12 protein-coding genes are annotated in these 15987 nt (G+C 39.6%); 4 read left to right on the forward strand and 8 right to left on the reverse strand.

The window, feature by feature from the left end; all coding sequences use genetic code 11:
- Window positions 1–169 precede the first annotated feature (169 nt).
- From VH441_RS04710 to VH441_RS04725, 4 genes are read right to left on the reverse strand one after another with little or no spacing between them, the layout of a single operon-like run.
- Window positions 170–802, reverse strand: coding sequence for a LysE family translocator (locus VH441_RS04710; protein ID WP_434354324.1), 633 nt, complete (start codon window positions 800–802; stop codon window positions 170–172).
- Complete coding sequence (locus VH441_RS04715) at window positions 792–1553, reverse strand: SDR family NAD(P)-dependent oxidoreductase (protein ID WP_434354325.1); 762 nt, start codon at window positions 1551–1553, stop codon at window positions 792–794. Before VH441_RS04715 ends, VH441_RS04710 begins: the two co-directional genes overlap by 11 nt.
- Before the next feature lie 44 nt (window positions 1554–1597).
- Window positions 1598–3265, reverse strand: a complete 1668-nt coding sequence (locus VH441_RS04720) for a phospholipase D family protein (protein ID WP_434354326.1) — start codon at window positions 3263–3265, stop codon at window positions 1598–1600.
- Window positions 3266–3298: 33 nt separating this feature from the next.
- On the reverse strand, window positions 3299–6175 hold the full coding sequence (locus tag VH441_RS04725; RefSeq protein ID WP_434354327.1) for a DNA translocase FtsK: 2877 nt from the start codon (window positions 6173–6175) through the stop codon (window positions 3299–3301).
- A 311-nt stretch (window positions 6176–6486) separates the two neighbouring features.
- Here VH441_RS04725 and trxB point away from each other — a divergent pair, with 311 nt between their 5' ends.
- The 4 genes from trxB (at window position 6487) to aat (ending at window position 12098) form a co-directional block, all read left to right on the forward strand.
- Window positions 6487–7446 (forward strand): thioredoxin-disulfide reductase, encoded by a 960-nt coding sequence (gene trxB, locus VH441_RS04730; protein ID WP_434352530.1) that lies wholly within the window; start codon window positions 6487–6489, stop codon window positions 7444–7446.
- Window positions 7447–7644: 198 nt separating this feature from the next.
- Window positions 7645–9414 (forward strand): ABC transporter ATP-binding protein, encoded by a 1770-nt coding sequence (locus VH441_RS04735; protein ID WP_434352531.1) that lies wholly within the window; start codon window positions 7645–7647, stop codon window positions 9412–9414.
- A gap of 113 nt (window positions 9415–9527) precedes the next feature.
- Complete coding sequence (locus VH441_RS04740; RefSeq protein ID WP_434352532.1) at window positions 9528–11261, forward strand: ABC transporter ATP-binding protein; 1734 nt, start codon at window positions 9528–9530, stop codon at window positions 11259–11261.
- Between the two features lie 108 nt (window positions 11262–11369).
- The gene (gene aat / locus VH441_RS04745; RefSeq protein WP_434352533.1) at window positions 11370–12098 is read left to right on the forward strand and encodes a leucyl/phenylalanyl-tRNA--protein transferase; all 729 of its coding nucleotides are present in this window, start codon (window positions 11370–11372) and stop codon (window positions 12096–12098) included.
- 10 nt (window positions 12099–12108) lie between these two features.
- Here the strand turns inward: aat and rimI are convergent, their stop codons facing one another.
- The 4 genes from rimI to VH441_RS04765 all read right to left on the reverse strand — a co-directional run bounded on the left by rimI (window position 12109) and on the right by VH441_RS04765 (window position 15960).
- On the reverse strand, window positions 12109–12645 hold the full coding sequence (rimI, locus tag VH441_RS04750; RefSeq protein ID WP_434352534.1) for a ribosomal protein S18-alanine N-acetyltransferase: 537 nt from the start codon (window positions 12643–12645) through the stop codon (window positions 12109–12111).
- A gap of 69 nt (window positions 12646–12714) precedes the next feature.
- Window positions 12715–13905 (reverse strand): elongation factor Tu, encoded by a 1191-nt coding sequence (tuf, locus tag VH441_RS04755; RefSeq protein ID WP_434352535.1) that lies wholly within the window; start codon window positions 13903–13905, stop codon window positions 12715–12717.
- A gap of 291 nt (window positions 13906–14196) precedes the next feature.
- Entirely contained in the window at window positions 14197–15189 is a 993-nt protein-coding gene (gene ilvE, locus VH441_RS04760) for a branched-chain-amino-acid transaminase (RefSeq protein WP_434352536.1), read from the reverse strand.
- A 120-nt stretch (window positions 15190–15309) separates the two neighbouring features.
- Complete coding sequence (locus tag VH441_RS04765; RefSeq protein ID WP_434352537.1) at window positions 15310–15960, reverse strand: methyltransferase; 651 nt, start codon at window positions 15958–15960, stop codon at window positions 15310–15312.
- Window positions 15961–15987 lie beyond the last annotated feature (27 nt).

Genomic DNA, 15987 nt, shown 5'->3' on the forward strand with positions numbered 1-15987 from the left:
CCGTTAGTTGCTTCGTTTTTTTGTTCTGCCATTAGAGTATCCTTGAGCATCTAATCTGTTGTATACACGGTTTGATAACCTGAGTGTAATTGTAACATAATATTAACAACTGTATTAGTTTACAATTGTAAACTAATAATTACAAACAAAAAATCTCAGGCCTTTTTATCTAAAACTCCAAAATATCTATTAAGGTATGGTAAATCGCATACACAGCAACCAGTAATAAAATCAAACCAGAAAGCTTACTAATAATATTGACAACCCTATTGTTTGTAATTTTAGAAAAAACAAGCGAATAGCCAGATAAAATGGCATAGTCCAGTAATATCCACAGCACACTTAACACTGCCATGGATATGTAATTGTTATTAGAAAGATTAAAAAATAATGGAAAAAAACCAATAAAAAACAGGACATCTTTAGGGTTAGCAATACCCACGACAAAACCATCTTTAAAATGATTTTTAGTTATTTTTATACGATCATCATCCTTTACTTGCTTAAGATCTATTTTATCTTTAATAATCCCAATAGCAAAAACCAACAAGTACAGAGACCCAAAAAAAGTCAGTACAGCAAGCGCTTTTTCGCTAACTGAAAACGCCCCTTGAATAACGGCAAAGGATAATGCCATTAAAACCAAAGATGCTGTATTTGTGCCTGCAACCGTTGCCAGCCCTGATTTAAAACCATATTTGGCTGCCGTATTTACTACCATGACAGTAACTGGACCAGGCGTACTTAAAAATAATACCACTGCCGAAATATAAGCAAATACTAATATAAAATCAATTTGCATTATTTACTTTGCTTACCTTTAGCCCTGCATAAGTTTGCGCCGTTGGCATCACTTCTAAAGAATTAATATTAACGTGTTCGGGCTGCTCAGCAAGCCACATCACAATGTTCGCAATATCTTGCGCCGTAACATAGTTAATATCTTCATAGACACTTTGCGCTTTTTTATCATCGCCTTTAAAACGCACATTAGAAAACTCTGTACCACCAGTTAATCCAGGCTCTAGGTTAGTCACTCTAATATTTTTACCATACAAATCTGCACGTAAATTATTGCTAAACATCTTAACAAAGGCTTTAGTAGCACCATATACATTTGCCCCAAAATAAGGGTGGTTACCCGCTGTAGAGCCCACATTAATAATCAGCCCAGAATTATTGGCAACCATTTTTGGCAAAATTAAGCGTGTTAAATGCGCTAATCCAGTGACGTTAACATTAATCATATTCTGCCAATCAGCAAAGTCAGCTTTATCTGCTGACTCTAGCCCTAATGCCAAACCTGCATTATTTACCAAAATGTCTATGTGATCTAATAAAGATGCTGGCAAGCTTTCTATTGCCGCTTTGGTATCAGTTAAGTCTGCCACATCAAAACATAAGGGTACAAATTTATCTCCCAACTTACTTTGTAATTCGTCAAGTTTTGATGCTCTACGACCGGTACCAATGACCGTATACCCTTTGTTGATAAAATCTATTGCTATCTGTTTGCCAAAACCTGCGGTGGCACCTGTTACTAACGCGATCATATTGATTCCTTTTTTTTAAATTGAATACATTAACACTAAAAATCTTATAACAAACCATCTATTGGCAACATAGATAAAATGTCGACAATAATCGTATCCTGTAAGTCTACCTCTGGTTCATGATAATACACAACCTGTTTACCATTTTCTAAAGTATGCCACTCGATTTTACCCATTGGGCTTAGTTTAAGACGATAATTAACCACATCTTTATTTTGTTCAAATGCTTTATTCACCGCTTTGGCTAGCCTCTCGCTATCAAAAACGATACCCAGCTCAGTGTTTAACTTTGCCGAACGAGGATCTAAATTTGGCGAACCAACAAACAGGTATTTGTCGTCTACCGTAAATGACTTTGCATGCAAACTGGCATTGCTATCTGGCAAAATTCCATTGATGTCATAATCATCTCGGTACTTCTGATCATATTCGTCATCATCATATTCATCATTTTTTGGTTCTGGCTTAAACTCATAAATCTCAATTCCAGCAGCAAGGAGCGCCTTACGGTATTTTTGATAGCCTGCATGAACCAAAGTGACATCTGTTGATGCCAACGAGTTGGTCATCACAATCACGCGTTTGCCTTTTTTAGCAATATCAATCAAAAACTGGCTGCCAACTTCCGTAGGCACAAAGTAAGGAGAGATAATCAATAATTGCTGTTTTGTACTGGCAATAAAAGGCACTGTTTTGGCAATCACACTCTCTTGGTAAGTAAAATCTTTACCCGATGATACTTTAGTAGGCGGATCACTATAAAAATGTGTATTATCTGCCCAAACTAGCAAAGTGTTATCATTGTTATCTACATAATGTGGATACTTGGTATCAAAGAGAGTTGCCAAATAAGACTTGGTTCTCGTTATATTGCGTATTTTTATGTCGTGCTCGGTTTGATACATCTCATTTATTGTTGATGCGTTTGGAGCATGGGTATTAACATCAGGCTTGGCGATACGCTCAATCGGGTAGCTTGCCTCATTTGCCCAATATTTATCAAAATCTTGCTGAATCTCTTCAACCACTTGCCCAACGACTGACACATCTAAATCACCAAACATTAAGCCGCTACTTGCCTGAAAATATTCATCTCCGATATTACGCCCCCCAATCACACTAATGACGCCATCTACCGTAAAAGATTTATTGTGCATGCGCCTGTTAATTCTAAACGTATCTGTAAAATAAGAGATACTACGGAGCTTGCGCTGGGCATAAGGATTAAATAGGCGTACTTCGATTTTAGGGTGGCTATTGAGCTTTAAGAGGATGTTATCCATACCTCGAGTTGCATTGTCATCAAGCAGTAAACGGATACGCACGCCTCTATCAGCTGCTTTTTGCAAGCTTTTTAATAGTAACCGTCCAGACGTATCGTCATGCCAAATATAGTATTGTGCATCAATAGAGTCTTCCGCTTTTTCAATAAGCGATAATCTTGCCGTAAACGCCTCAAGACCTTCATGTAAAATGTAAGCCGCCGATTTATCTGCATGCTTAGCATTATCTGGCAAAATACGCTTTGCAAGTTGCGTGTTTGGGTTAGCTGGTAGGTAGCTAGAGATAGTACGGTTGGTATTGTCAGGTAGGCTAATACATGCTGTCACGCTACTAATACTAAGGACAACGCCAAGCAATCGTACCACAGTTTTTAAATGGAAACCCTTTAACGCAAAGATTGTTGTTTTTAAACATCCTTGTTTCAACATTATCGACTGCCCCTCATGTATTAATCAAAACGACTAAATCAATAATTGCCGCTTGCCACCTTTATCCATTGCGCTCACAATGCCGTTTTGCTCTAATGAGTCAACGATTCGTGCCGCACGGTTATAACCAATGCTAAATTTACGCTGGATACTGGAAGCTGATACTTTGCGAGTTTCCATCACAAAGGCGACTACCTCATCATACAAGGCATCATCTTCACCCGAAGTTGCGCCTGTTGAACCACCATTGCCTTCTTGCGCTAGTTGGAAGTTTTCACTAAAGTTAGTGATGTAATCGGGTGATCCACGCTCACGCCATGCTTCACAAACTCTATTGACTTCTTCATCGCTTACAAAGGCACCATGCACACGTTCTGGCTCAATTTGACCAGGACCTAAAAATAGCATATCACCATTGCCCAACATGTCTTCTGCACCACCTTGATCTAGGATAGTACGAGAGTCTACCTTAGAGTTAACACGCAATGCCGCACGAGCTGGAATATTTGCTTTAATCAAACCAGTGATAACATCCACCGATGGACGCTGGGTAGCAAGCATCAAATGAATGCCGGATGCACGTGATTTTTGCGCCAAACGAGTAATTAGCTCTTCGGCTTGTTTACCAACCTGCATAATCATATCAGCAAACTCATCTGCCACAATAATAATCATTGGGAGTGGTTTAAGTTTTGGTGCTTTTTCTATGCTAACGCTGTCATTCGGTCGCCATAATGGGTCTAAAATTGGATTGCCGTCTTCTTCGGCTTGCTTAACCTTTTTGTTAAATTCATCCAATTTACGCACGCGCAATAAACTCATTAGCTGATAGCGTCGTTCCATTTCTTGCACACACCAAGATAAAGCCCCAGCCGCTTCTGTCATATCGGTAACAACTGGCGTTAACAAATGAGGGATGTCATTATAATTGGCAAGTTCTAGCTGTTTTGGGTCAATCAAAATCAAACGTAACTGCTCTGGTGTGTACTTTAATAGCATAGAAAGCAACATAGAGTTAACTAACACAGATTTACCAGAACCTGTTGTCCCTGCCACTAACATGTGGGGTGCTTTTGCAAGATCCGTAATAATGGTTTTACCACCAATATCTTTACCCATTGCCATGCTAATCATGCCTTTAGGGTCTCGGTATTTTTCTGATTCTAAAAGCTCAATCAAACGTACCATTTCACGGGTTTTGTTTGGCACCTCAATCCCAATATAGGGCTTACCTGGTATCACTTCCACAACACGCAAAGATGCCATTGACATAGACCGTGCTAAATCTCGACTAATGTTAACCACTTTGCTGGCTTTAACCCCAGGTGCAAGCTCTACTTCAAAACGGGTAACAACCGGTCCTGGTATGGCATTAACCACTTCTGCCTTAATACTAAAGTCCTGCAATTTGATTGCCAACAACTCAGAAAACTTTTGCAATTCTTGCTGCGTATAGCTGGGCTTACGGTTTGGATCTGGTTTGTCTAAAATACTCAGCTCAGGGATAGAGCTTAAACTATCGCGATATTTTGCCGTTTGCATTGCCCGTGATTGACCAGCAAAGGCTGCATCATCATGAATATCTGGTAGCTTTTGATCAATAGCTTGATTGCTCGCTGTTGTGTCAGTATCAACAGACATTGTTTCTGGTGCTTCTACCGAGGTTTCAAATGGATATGCAGGTAAATCCGTATCTGCTTCATGACTGACATGATTGTCTAACTCAGTTGGTATCTCTAAATCATCAACCAGTTGCTGCTCAACATCATTCATTGGTTGAGTGTGCTTAACCTCGGTTGAATCAAAACTTGTATGTCCGCCATTTATTAAAGCATCGTTATCTAATGCTTTATTGTCTAACGTTTTGTTATCTAAAGTACTGTTTTCTAAAACCGTATTACTAGCTAAAGTAGTGCTAGTAATCTCTGAGTGTAAGTTATCAGATTTTTGCAAAGAAACTTGGGCTTGCTCAGCGTTAGTTTCAGTTTCAGCTTTAATTTCAAAAGGCTCATTGTCCACTTCATCAAAATTATCCAGTTGATACGTTGGCTCCATTGGTGTAGTGGGTAACTGTGTCTCTTGGTTTGCCTTCAACCGCTGTAAATCGTCTTGCTTTTGTTTGCGAAACGCAGCACCCAAGCCAGTTGTTGCAATAAAATCTTTTAAACGGGTTTCTGAGCGGTATTTTTCTTGTTTATTTTCTTTCTCATAGTCTAATGGCAATTGCTCAAATTCATAATCTGTATGGTCTGCAATTTCTTTATCTTCTTCAACCTCACTTTCTTCATGCTTAGGTTGTTGTTTTTCTGTTGCTAAACCAGAACCCAGCCATTTACGGTTGGCAATCTGCTTAACAATCGCTTTCCAATGCACATCAAACGCAAATGTTAACGTCACAACAAAAAATATCAATAAAAACAATAAAGAACCCAAACGGGTAAACAACATGGTCATACGTGTAGCTAATTCATAACCAATAATGCCACCATGGCTTAACATGCTACTGCCATGCTCAGCAATTACTTTGGTTGACCCTAATTGTTTAATATCATTGATGACAGAAAATTGACTGCTAAGCGCACTGCCCGTTAGCAGTAAAAACGCATAAACCAAAAAACGAGTCCGTGATGTATTTTGACGCTCCCACCAAATCAGCAAAGTTTCATACAAAATAATCAAAGGGATAAGCCAAGCACACCAACCTAAAAAGGTAAATACAATATCTGACAGCCAAGCGCCAGAAATTCCGCCCATATTGGTGATGGTTGTCATATCACTACTGATATGTGACCAGCTTGGATCATTGGCTGAATGTGATATTAAAATCACCGAAAAATAAACAACCAAAAACAAACCAATCAGTGTAAAAATACCTTTTTTGGCATACTGTACGAGTTGTGTAAATGTCACTGGACTGATTACCTCAAGAAATTGTGCGTACGCTATTAAACCCTTTATGATACCAAATATTTAGCCATAAGAGTAAAATCAGCATCCGATAATCCAAGATTTTTTACATTCAATAAGCGAATATCAATACAAGGGGTTAATTAAATTAAGCAATTTTTAAATTTGATTTTATTAACTTGATATTCACAGCAAACGCCTTTATCTTATTATAAGTAAATTGATATTGATTCAATTATCTACAAACTACGATTAACCCTTAACATTAGTCTGACTAATAAATAATTAAATAAGCAAAAAATTAAGGAAAAAAAATGACAACGACTGCCCCTCAACACCACAAACTTATTATTTTAGGTTCAGGACCTGCAGGTTACTCTGCAGCCGTTTATGCTGCTCGCGCTAACCTAAATCCAGTAATGATTACAGGCTTAGAAGTTGGCGGTCAGCTAACCACTACCACCGAAGTTGATAACTGGCCAGGTGATGCCCACGGTTTAACAGGCCCTGACTTAATGGTACGCATGAAAGCCCATGCCGAGCGTTTTGGTACTCAAATGGTTAACGATTACATCCACACCACTAACTTAACCGAGCGACCATTTAAGCTTGAAGGCAGCAATGGCAGCTACACTTGCGATGCACTCATTATTTCTACAGGTGCCTCTGCCCAATATTTAGGACTTGAAAGCGAAGAGAAATTTAAAGGTTTGGGGGTTTCTGCCTGTGCAACTTGTGATGGCTTTTTTTATAAAGACCAAAAAGTTGCCGTGATTGGTGGTGGTAACACCGCCGTTGAAGAGGCACTTTATCTATCAAACATTGCCAGCGAGGTTGTGCTTGTTCATCGCCGTGATAGCCTACGCTCTGAAAAGATTTTGCAAGACAAACTGTTTGAAAAAGAAAAAAATGGCAATATCACCATTGAGTGGAATCACACAGTTAAAGAAGTACTGGGTGATGACATGGGCGTGAATGGCATGCTATTGCAAAACACGCAAGACGGCAGCGAGAAAAAAGTAGACGTAATGGGCTTTTTTGTTGCGATTGGACACAAACCAAATACAGAAATTTTTAAAGATCAGTTAGACATGGAACACGGCTTTTTAAAAGTACAAAGTGGTCGTGATGGTAATGCCACCCAAACCAGTATCGAAGGGGTATTTGCCGCAGGTGATGTCGCTGACCATGTATACCGACAAGCCATCACATCAGCAGGCACTGGCTGTATGGCAGCTTTGGATGCAGAAAAATATTTAGATAACAATATTTAAATCACCTAGTTTCTAACTAATCAAGCCACTCAGCATCACATGGTACAAATGACTTAATTTAATTTCCTATAGCCTGATTGACACATGTTGATCAGGCTATATTTTTTTATCCCTCATATCACCTAGACCCAATAATAATAAAAATGTATAATGAGAATTATTATTAATTAAGTTCCTTTATACCAAAGGGTCTTTGCTATGACTAAAACTAAAAAACCATCGCTCCTCAAACGTCTGTCACCTTATATGGGCGACAAAAAGTATTTATTCACGCTTTCATTGTTCTTTTCAGCCATATCGGCAATATTAAATTTATTACCTTTTGTCCTGATTTGGTGGATTGTCCGAGATTTATTTGCCACGCCTGATGCAGTGCGTATTAACAACATCAGCTTGTATGCTTGGCTAACTTTAGCAGCAGCCCTGCTGGCAATGTTTGTTTATTTTCTGGCATTGGTGACCTCACATTTGGCAGCGTTTCGAGTGGAAACAGGAATGCGACGTCAAGGAATGGCAAAAATTATGGCAATGCCGTTGGGATTTTTTGACCAATATTCCAGTGGTAAAATTCGTAAAGTAATTGATGATAATGCCAGCCAAACGCACACCTTTCTTGCCCATCAGATGCCAGACTTAGTAGGGAGTATTGTCGCTCCAATTGTATTGCTGGTATTACTGCTGGTGGTTAATTGGCGTTTGGGCATTGCTTCTTTGATTCCCATTGCCTTGGGGTTTTTCTCCATGCGTTTTATGATGACTGAAGAAGGTAAAAAGCGTCGTCAACTGTATATGGACCATCTGGAGCAGATGAGCAGTGAAGCAGTGGAATATGTGCGAGGCATACCCGTGGTAAAAACCTTTGGTCAGAGTGTCTTTTCCTTCAAACGTTTTGTAGATAGCATCATTGGTTATCGTGATATGGTCTATGCAATGACCTTATCTTGGAATCATCCAATGGCATTTTATATGGTGATTATGCAATGTGCCGCTTTCTTCTTAGTACCGTTGGCTGTAATAATGATTGGGCATAATCAAGCACCTGCACAGGTATTGACTGACTTTGTCTTTTATTTATTGATTGCACCTAACTTTACCTTGCTATTAATGCGAGTGATGTATATCCAAAATCACTCGGCAATGGCATTACAGGTGGTTGACCGCTTTGATGACATGCTTGATTATCCAATGATGACATTTCCTGAAGCATCAGAGACGCCCAAAGACCACTCTTTACAATTTCAATCAGTGAGTTTTGCCTATGCAGGTGCAGATAAAAATGCCTTAACTGGCATTAGCTTTGAAGTTGCCGAAGGAGAAACGGTAGCCTTAGTCGGTGCGTCAGGCAGTGGTAAAACAACCATTGCACGCTTAGCAGCACGTTTTTGGGATGTTAGTAGTGGAGAGATTCTTATCGGTGGTGTGCCAATCAAACAAATTAGCCAAGCCGACTTGATGCAAAACATTGCGTTTGTTTTTCAAAATACAAAACTATTCAAAACGACTTTGCGAGAAAACATTCTTTATGGCAAAGAAGACGCCAGTGAAGCACAGATTACTGATGCTTTGCATCGCTCACAAAGCCAAGAAATCATTGATAAATTGCCACAGGGATTAGATACCGTTATTGGTAAAGAAGGCACTTACCTGTCTGGTGGTGAACAGCAACGAATTGCACTGGCTCGTGCTTTATTAAAAGATGCGCCCATTGTGTTGCTCGATGAAGCCACTGCCTTTGCCGACCCTGAAAATGAGCACCTCATCCAACAAGCATTAAATACGCTACGTCAGGGCAAAACAACCTTAATGATTGCTCATCGATTGAGTACCGTGGTTGATGCGGATAAAATTTTGGTGATTGATAAAGGCACTATTGCCGAGCAAGGTACACATGAGGAACTATTGGCACTCGGTGGTGTGTATCAACAGATGTGGCAGGAATATCAGCAGAGTGTTGCTTGGCGTTTATAACGCTTAACGCTGGTTTATCGATGATTATGAATCATTGAATGATTGAAACAATAACATACCAAGAGCAAAACAAAAAAATACCATAAATTCGGTTGGTATGATAAGGAGAAAACATGATTGAATTTTTCCAACGACAATTTGCCTTAAGCCAACAAGGGGCGAAGGATTTAAAAGCAGCAATTATCAGTCATAGTCTGTTAAATATCTCGCTGTTACTGCCACCGATGGTTGCTTTTATCTTTCTTGATGATGCGGTGCGGTTACTGACAGAAGGCACACCCCTTAAGTATGATGTGGTGTTTTATACCCTACTTGGTATTTTGTGTTTTGTGTTCATGTATGCCATTTCGTATATTGATTATCAGCGTTGTTATACCAAGATGTATCGTGAAAGTGCTGACAGACGCATCAAACTGGCAGAGACCTTACGCCAACTACCTTTAGACTTTTTTGCTCAAAAAGACGTTGCCGATTTAAGTGCCACCATTATGGATGATGCCACTCAACTGGAGCAGACATTTTCTCATGCTGTACCACAGGTCTTTGCTGCCTTAGTGAGCCTAAGCTTAATCACTTTAATGTTGTTTGTGTACCAATGGCAGATGGCATTGGCAGTGTTTTGGGTCGTTCCATTGGGGTTTTTGGTGTTTTTCTTATCAAAAAAAATCATGACCCGTGACCATGTCAAAATTTATCATATCAAGCGTCAAATCAGTGATAGCATTCAAGACGGGCTAGACCATGTACAAGATATTAAGTCTTATCATCAAGAACCCCATTATCTTAGCCACCTTGGCGAGCAACTGGATAACTACGAAAGCAGTCTTATAAAAGGCGAGTTGATTGGTGGTGCGTTACTCAATTTATCGCATTTTATCCTAAAGCTTGGATTACCCAGTGTGGTGCTGGTTGGTGCGTATTTGTTGTTGAATGATAGCATCAGCTTGTTTACTTATTTGGTGTTTTTAATTTTGGTGGGTCGTGTGTATGACCCCTTTATCGATACGATGAATAACTTTGCTGTCTTGTTGTATCTTAATGTGCGTATCAAACGTATGCGTGAAATGGACAATATGCCACGCCAAACTGGACGTAATCAATTTGACCCACAAGGTTATGATATTGTGTTTGATGAGGTTGCTTTTAGTTATCAAGCAGGGCAAGAGATATTAAAAAACATCAGTTTTTGTGCCAAGCAAGGAGAAGTAACAGCATTGATTGGTGCGTCAGGCAGTGGAAAAAGTACCATTGCCAAGTTAGTTGCACGTTTTTGGGACATCAATCAAGGACGCATTACCATCGGAGGAGAAAACATTGCTGATATTGACCCAGAAACACTGTTAAAATCCATTTCTATCGTCTTCCAAGAAGTGGTTTTGTTTGATGCCAGTATCTTGGATAACATTCGTTTGGGTAACAAAGATGCCACAGATGATGAGGTCAAAGCAGCAGCCAAATTGGCTCAGTGTGATGATTTTATTAAGCAATTACCACAAGGTTATGACACTCTTATTGGTGAAAATGGCGAGCGTCTATCAGGTGGCGAAAGACAGCGAATATCCATTGCCCGAGCCTTGCTGAAGGATGCTCCTATTATTTTGCTTGATGAAGCCACTGCCAGCCTAGATGCCAACAATGAAAGTAAAATTCAGCAGGCGATTAGTGAGCTGATTAAAAACAAAACTGTTATCATCATCGCCCACCGTATGCGTACGGTGATGGGTGCAGATAATATCATTGCCATTGGTGATGGTAATATTGCGGAACAAGGCAAGCCAGAAATGCTACAACAACAGGGCGGAATATTTGCACGCATGTTAGCACGGCAAGGTGGACATTTGGTATAAACTTTGATTGGTTGATAGCAAACAAAAATCTTAGTTATACACATATTAGATAGCAAACCACATCAAATATGCTAGAATTTTGTAAACTCATTTTTTTAATTTATATCAATGAACTTGCAACAACTCATCAATGCCTGCCCTTACCAGTTCCCTACCCCTGCCGATGTCGACCCACAGGGGACAGGGATGGTAGCCATGGGAGCTGATTTAAGCCCTACTACCTTGCTAGCGGCTTACGCTCAAGGACTCTTCCCTTGGTTTAATGATGACGAAGAACCAATTACTTGGTGGTCACCAGAGCCACGTTGCGTGCTAAAACCAAGTGACTATTATCCCAGTAAATCTCTACGTAAAGATGCCAAAAAATCCAACTGGATAACCACAGTCAATGCCGACTTTGAGCAGGTGATTTTTAATTGTTCTCTTCCAAGAAATTATAGTGATGAAACATGGATTACAGAAGATATGCAAAAAGCTTATCTTGAGTTACATGATTTAGGGTTTGCACACAGTATTGAGGTTTGGCGTGATGATACGCAAACTGAGCTGATTGGTGGGCTATATGGATTAAAACTTGGCAACCTTTTTTGTGGTGAATCCATGTTCCACAAAGCAACCAATGCCTCTAAAATGGCTTTTTGGCGGCTTTGCCAACTTTGTGAACAAACGGGTGTGCAATTGATTGATTGCCAATTACCCAATGATCATTTACTAAGCTTGGGGGCAAGTATTGTAAAAAGAGAACCTTTTTTAAAACAGTTAAGCCAGTTAGTAAAACACCCACATAGCCGTTGGCAAAGTATAGCGGATACGCCAGTCAATCAATTGTTACAATAAGCACCTAAAACTACAGCATGAGTTGCATTATTAAAGCATCAACATGATGACCATGGTCACTTTTATAATAGCCTTTTCGGCAATCAATTTGCATAAAACCCAACTTATTATATAAGCTAATTGCTGGCGTATTATCCGCCCTAACTTCTAATAACAAGCGTTCTACGTTATCTGCTTTTAGTATAGCAATTAATTGTTGTAGTAAACGTAAAGCAATACCCTGTCTCTGCCAGTTTGGGTGCGTACCGATACGTAATACTTCACCTATTTCAAACAGTTGATGATACAAACAATAACCAATGATGGTTTCATCTGTATGGGTCCACTCTTTTACCACTAATAAATGGTTATATTTTGATTCAATTAATGCGTCAATACTGGTTGCTGACCAAGCGTTAGCCTGATGTAATAAGTGCTCAATGCTTGCTACTTGCACAGTATCTTGCACCACATCATTATTAGCAGATGATTGTTTGTTAGAATTCACTATTTGTATCATACTGGCAATTTTATCAAACCCGATAACTAAAAATAAGAAAAAAATCACAAAAAAACCGCCCCAATACAAAATATGGAGCGGTTTTTTATGGTTAGGTGTTAACTAACGGTTTAGGAATTAACCCTTAACATTTGCAACAACACCAGCACCTACAGTACGGCCACCTTCACGGATAGCGAAACGTAGACCTTTGTCCATTGCGATTGGGTGAATTAGCTCAACGCTCATTTCAACGTTGTCACCAGGCATACACATTTCTGTACCTTCTTGTAATTGGATTGCACCAGTTACGTCAGTTGTACGGAAGTAGAACTGTGGACGGTAACCATTTAGGAATGGTGTGTGACGACCACCTTCTTCTTTTGATAGTACGTATACTTCTGCGTCGAAGTTGGTGTGTGGTGTGATTGAACCTGGCTTAGCTAGTACTTGACCACGTTGTACTTCTTCACGTTTGGTACCACGTAGTAGTACGCCACAGTTCTCGCCTGCACGACCTTCGTCTAGTAGTTTGCGGAACATTTCAACACCGGTACAGGTTGTTGTTTGTGTGTCTTTGATACCAACGATTTCGATTTCGTCACCTACGGTGATGATACCTGATTCTACACGACCGGTAACAACTGTACCACGACCTGAAATTGAGAATACGTCTTCAATCGGCATTAGGAAGTCTAGGTCGATTGCACGTTCTGGTTCTGGGATGTAGCTGTCTAGGGTGTTTAGTAGTTCTACTACTGCTGGTTCGCCGTATTTGTCTTCGCTACCGTTTAGTGCTTCTAAGGCTGAACCTGCGATGATTGGTGTGTCGTCGCCTGGGAAGTCGTAGTCGCTTAGTAGTTCACGGATTTCCATTTCTACTAGTTCTAGTAGTTCTTCGTCGTCTACCATGTCACATTTGTTCATGAATACCATGATGTATGGTACGCCTACCTGACGTGATAGTAGGATGTGCTCACGTGTTTGTGGCATAGGACCATCAGTTGCTGATACAACTAGAATCGCGCCGTCCATCTGTGCTGCACCTGTGATCATGTTTTTAACATAGTCAGCGTGTCCTGGGCAGTCTACGTGTGCGTAGTGACGGTCTGTGGTGTCATATTCAATGTGTGAGGTGTTGATAGTAATACCACGTGCTTTTTCTTCTGGTGCATTGTCAATTGCTGCGTAGTCTTTTGCTTCGCCACCAAAGTGCTTAGCTGCTACTGTTGCGATTGCCGCTGTTAGTGTGGTTTTACCGTGGTCAACGTGTCCAATTGTACCTACGTTTACGTGCGGTTTCGTGCGTTCAAACTTCTCTTTTGCCATGGGTGGCTCCTCGTTTATTTATAAAACTAAAATTAAATCAACTTAAATTTGGTAGTCCAAAAAATTGGTGAACATATTTTACACTATTTTTTGTACTTTCTCGATAGTTAGACAGATATTTTAACAAGTTAACACTTATAAAACCAAGGATTATTTTATACAAAATGGTTTTTATAAAGCCAGCCGCATAATATCAAGGCATCTCTTTTTTTGTATATGTTTTATAAGCAATCATTTGCAAGATATAAAAGGCGACGACTTTTGTCATCGCTTGATACCTATAAAAAATACTTAAATTTGAGTTACCCAACCAAATTTATCTTCTGTTTTACCACATTGAATGTCATTTAATGTTTGGCGGATTTTCATAGTATTTGGCGATTCAGCACCACCTGCTACCATATAAATATCTTCATCAAATACCACCTCGGTTACTGGTGCTAAAACAGCAGCGGTACCCGACAAAGCAATCTCTCCAGAGTTTGTCCATTGCATGAGTTCTTCAGCTTTGATATCTCTTTCAGTCACTTTATAACCTAACGACTCTGCAACTCTTAATACAGAATCACGAGTGATGCCTGGTAAAAACTCACTCGTTAACCCTTTTGTTAGTACTTCTTCATCATTAATTAATAAACAGTTGGCCGCTGCGGTTTCTTGCACATCGCCATTTGGCGCAAAAATAACCTGATGCGTGCCGTATTTTTCTTTTGCTTGCATCACCAGCCCTAGTGCAGATGCATAGTTACCACCTGACTTAACTGCACCAAAATGTGGGGCACAACGCAGGTCTGTTGTATTTAATAATACGCGCATTTCTGCCCCTGGTGTAAAGTAATCACCCACAGGTGAAATCAGTACAAATAACATCGCCGTTTCGCTAGGTGATGCCGCACGCCCAATAGAAGGGTCCGTGCCCATAAGTGTTGGGCGGATATATGCCGCGCCAGGGAAAGCTGGCACTTGTTCACGATATTTTGACAGTAAGTCGATAATCATGCTTTTTAACTGCTCGGTATCCGGTACGGGTAAATACAGGGCACGTGCCGAGTTTTGCATGCGTGCGACGTGATCATCAATACGAAAAACATTAATTTCACCATCAGCAGTTTTAAAGGCTTTCATACCTTCAAAGCAAGTGCTAGCATAATGCAAAACATGTGTTGCTGGATGCAATGGTAAGCTATCAGAAGGAACAAAAGTTGTATCTGACCATGCTTGACCATCAAAAGTTGCTAAAGTGATTTCATCAAAAAATACGGTACCAAATTCTGCATTTGCCACGTTTGTTCTCCATTATATAAATATTTTAATCACAAAATTATATGCTTAATCCACTTAGATTCTAGCACAATTAAAAACAAATAAGGTGCAAAATAACGCTTACTTAAAGTAACTTATTTTTTAAAACTTTTGAATCTTAATCAAACAATTTGCGTCTTTTTTACCTAATACCTTGATATTAAACTGACTCATAAATAACGCCTTATAGTCTTCAAATGTACATGTGTATGGTGGATATAGGTAACTTTCTTGATCCGAAGCGCTTTCTTCAATAACAAATATCCCAAATAGTACACCTTTGTGCTTAAGTAAGTGATACATAGTATTTACATATTTTTTCCTTAAATCAGGCGTAATAGCACAAAAGAAGGCTTTTTCAATTATATAATCAAATTTATGTTTAAAGTCTGGGGTAATGTCTGCAAGCTCAAAAAAATCTACTTTCATAACTCTCTCATAGGGGAAGCTAGCTACCCGATGTCGAAAGTTTGCAATAGGGGTTGGCGCAAAATCTACCACATACACATTTTTATAGCCCTGCTGATGCAAAAACTCTGCCTCATAAGCATTGCCTGCACCAGGTATTAAAATATTGACAGATTTATCAATATCAGGTTGGCTAAAGTAACGCTTAACTGCGGGGAGTACTTGACCATGGTCGAACCTAGGCTTAGCTTTAGAATATGCTAAATCCCAGAATTCTGGTGAATTAATTTTTTCACCTTCAGACTTTTTTTCTGTATCCATATCAATGATTTCTTCTAAAAGCATACTTAAAACTCAAATTTATCATATCAA

The sequence above is a fragment of the Psychrobacter sp. HD31 genome, from assembly GCF_051097895.1.
Classification (GTDB): domain Bacteria; phylum Pseudomonadota; class Gammaproteobacteria; order Pseudomonadales; family Moraxellaceae; genus Psychrobacter.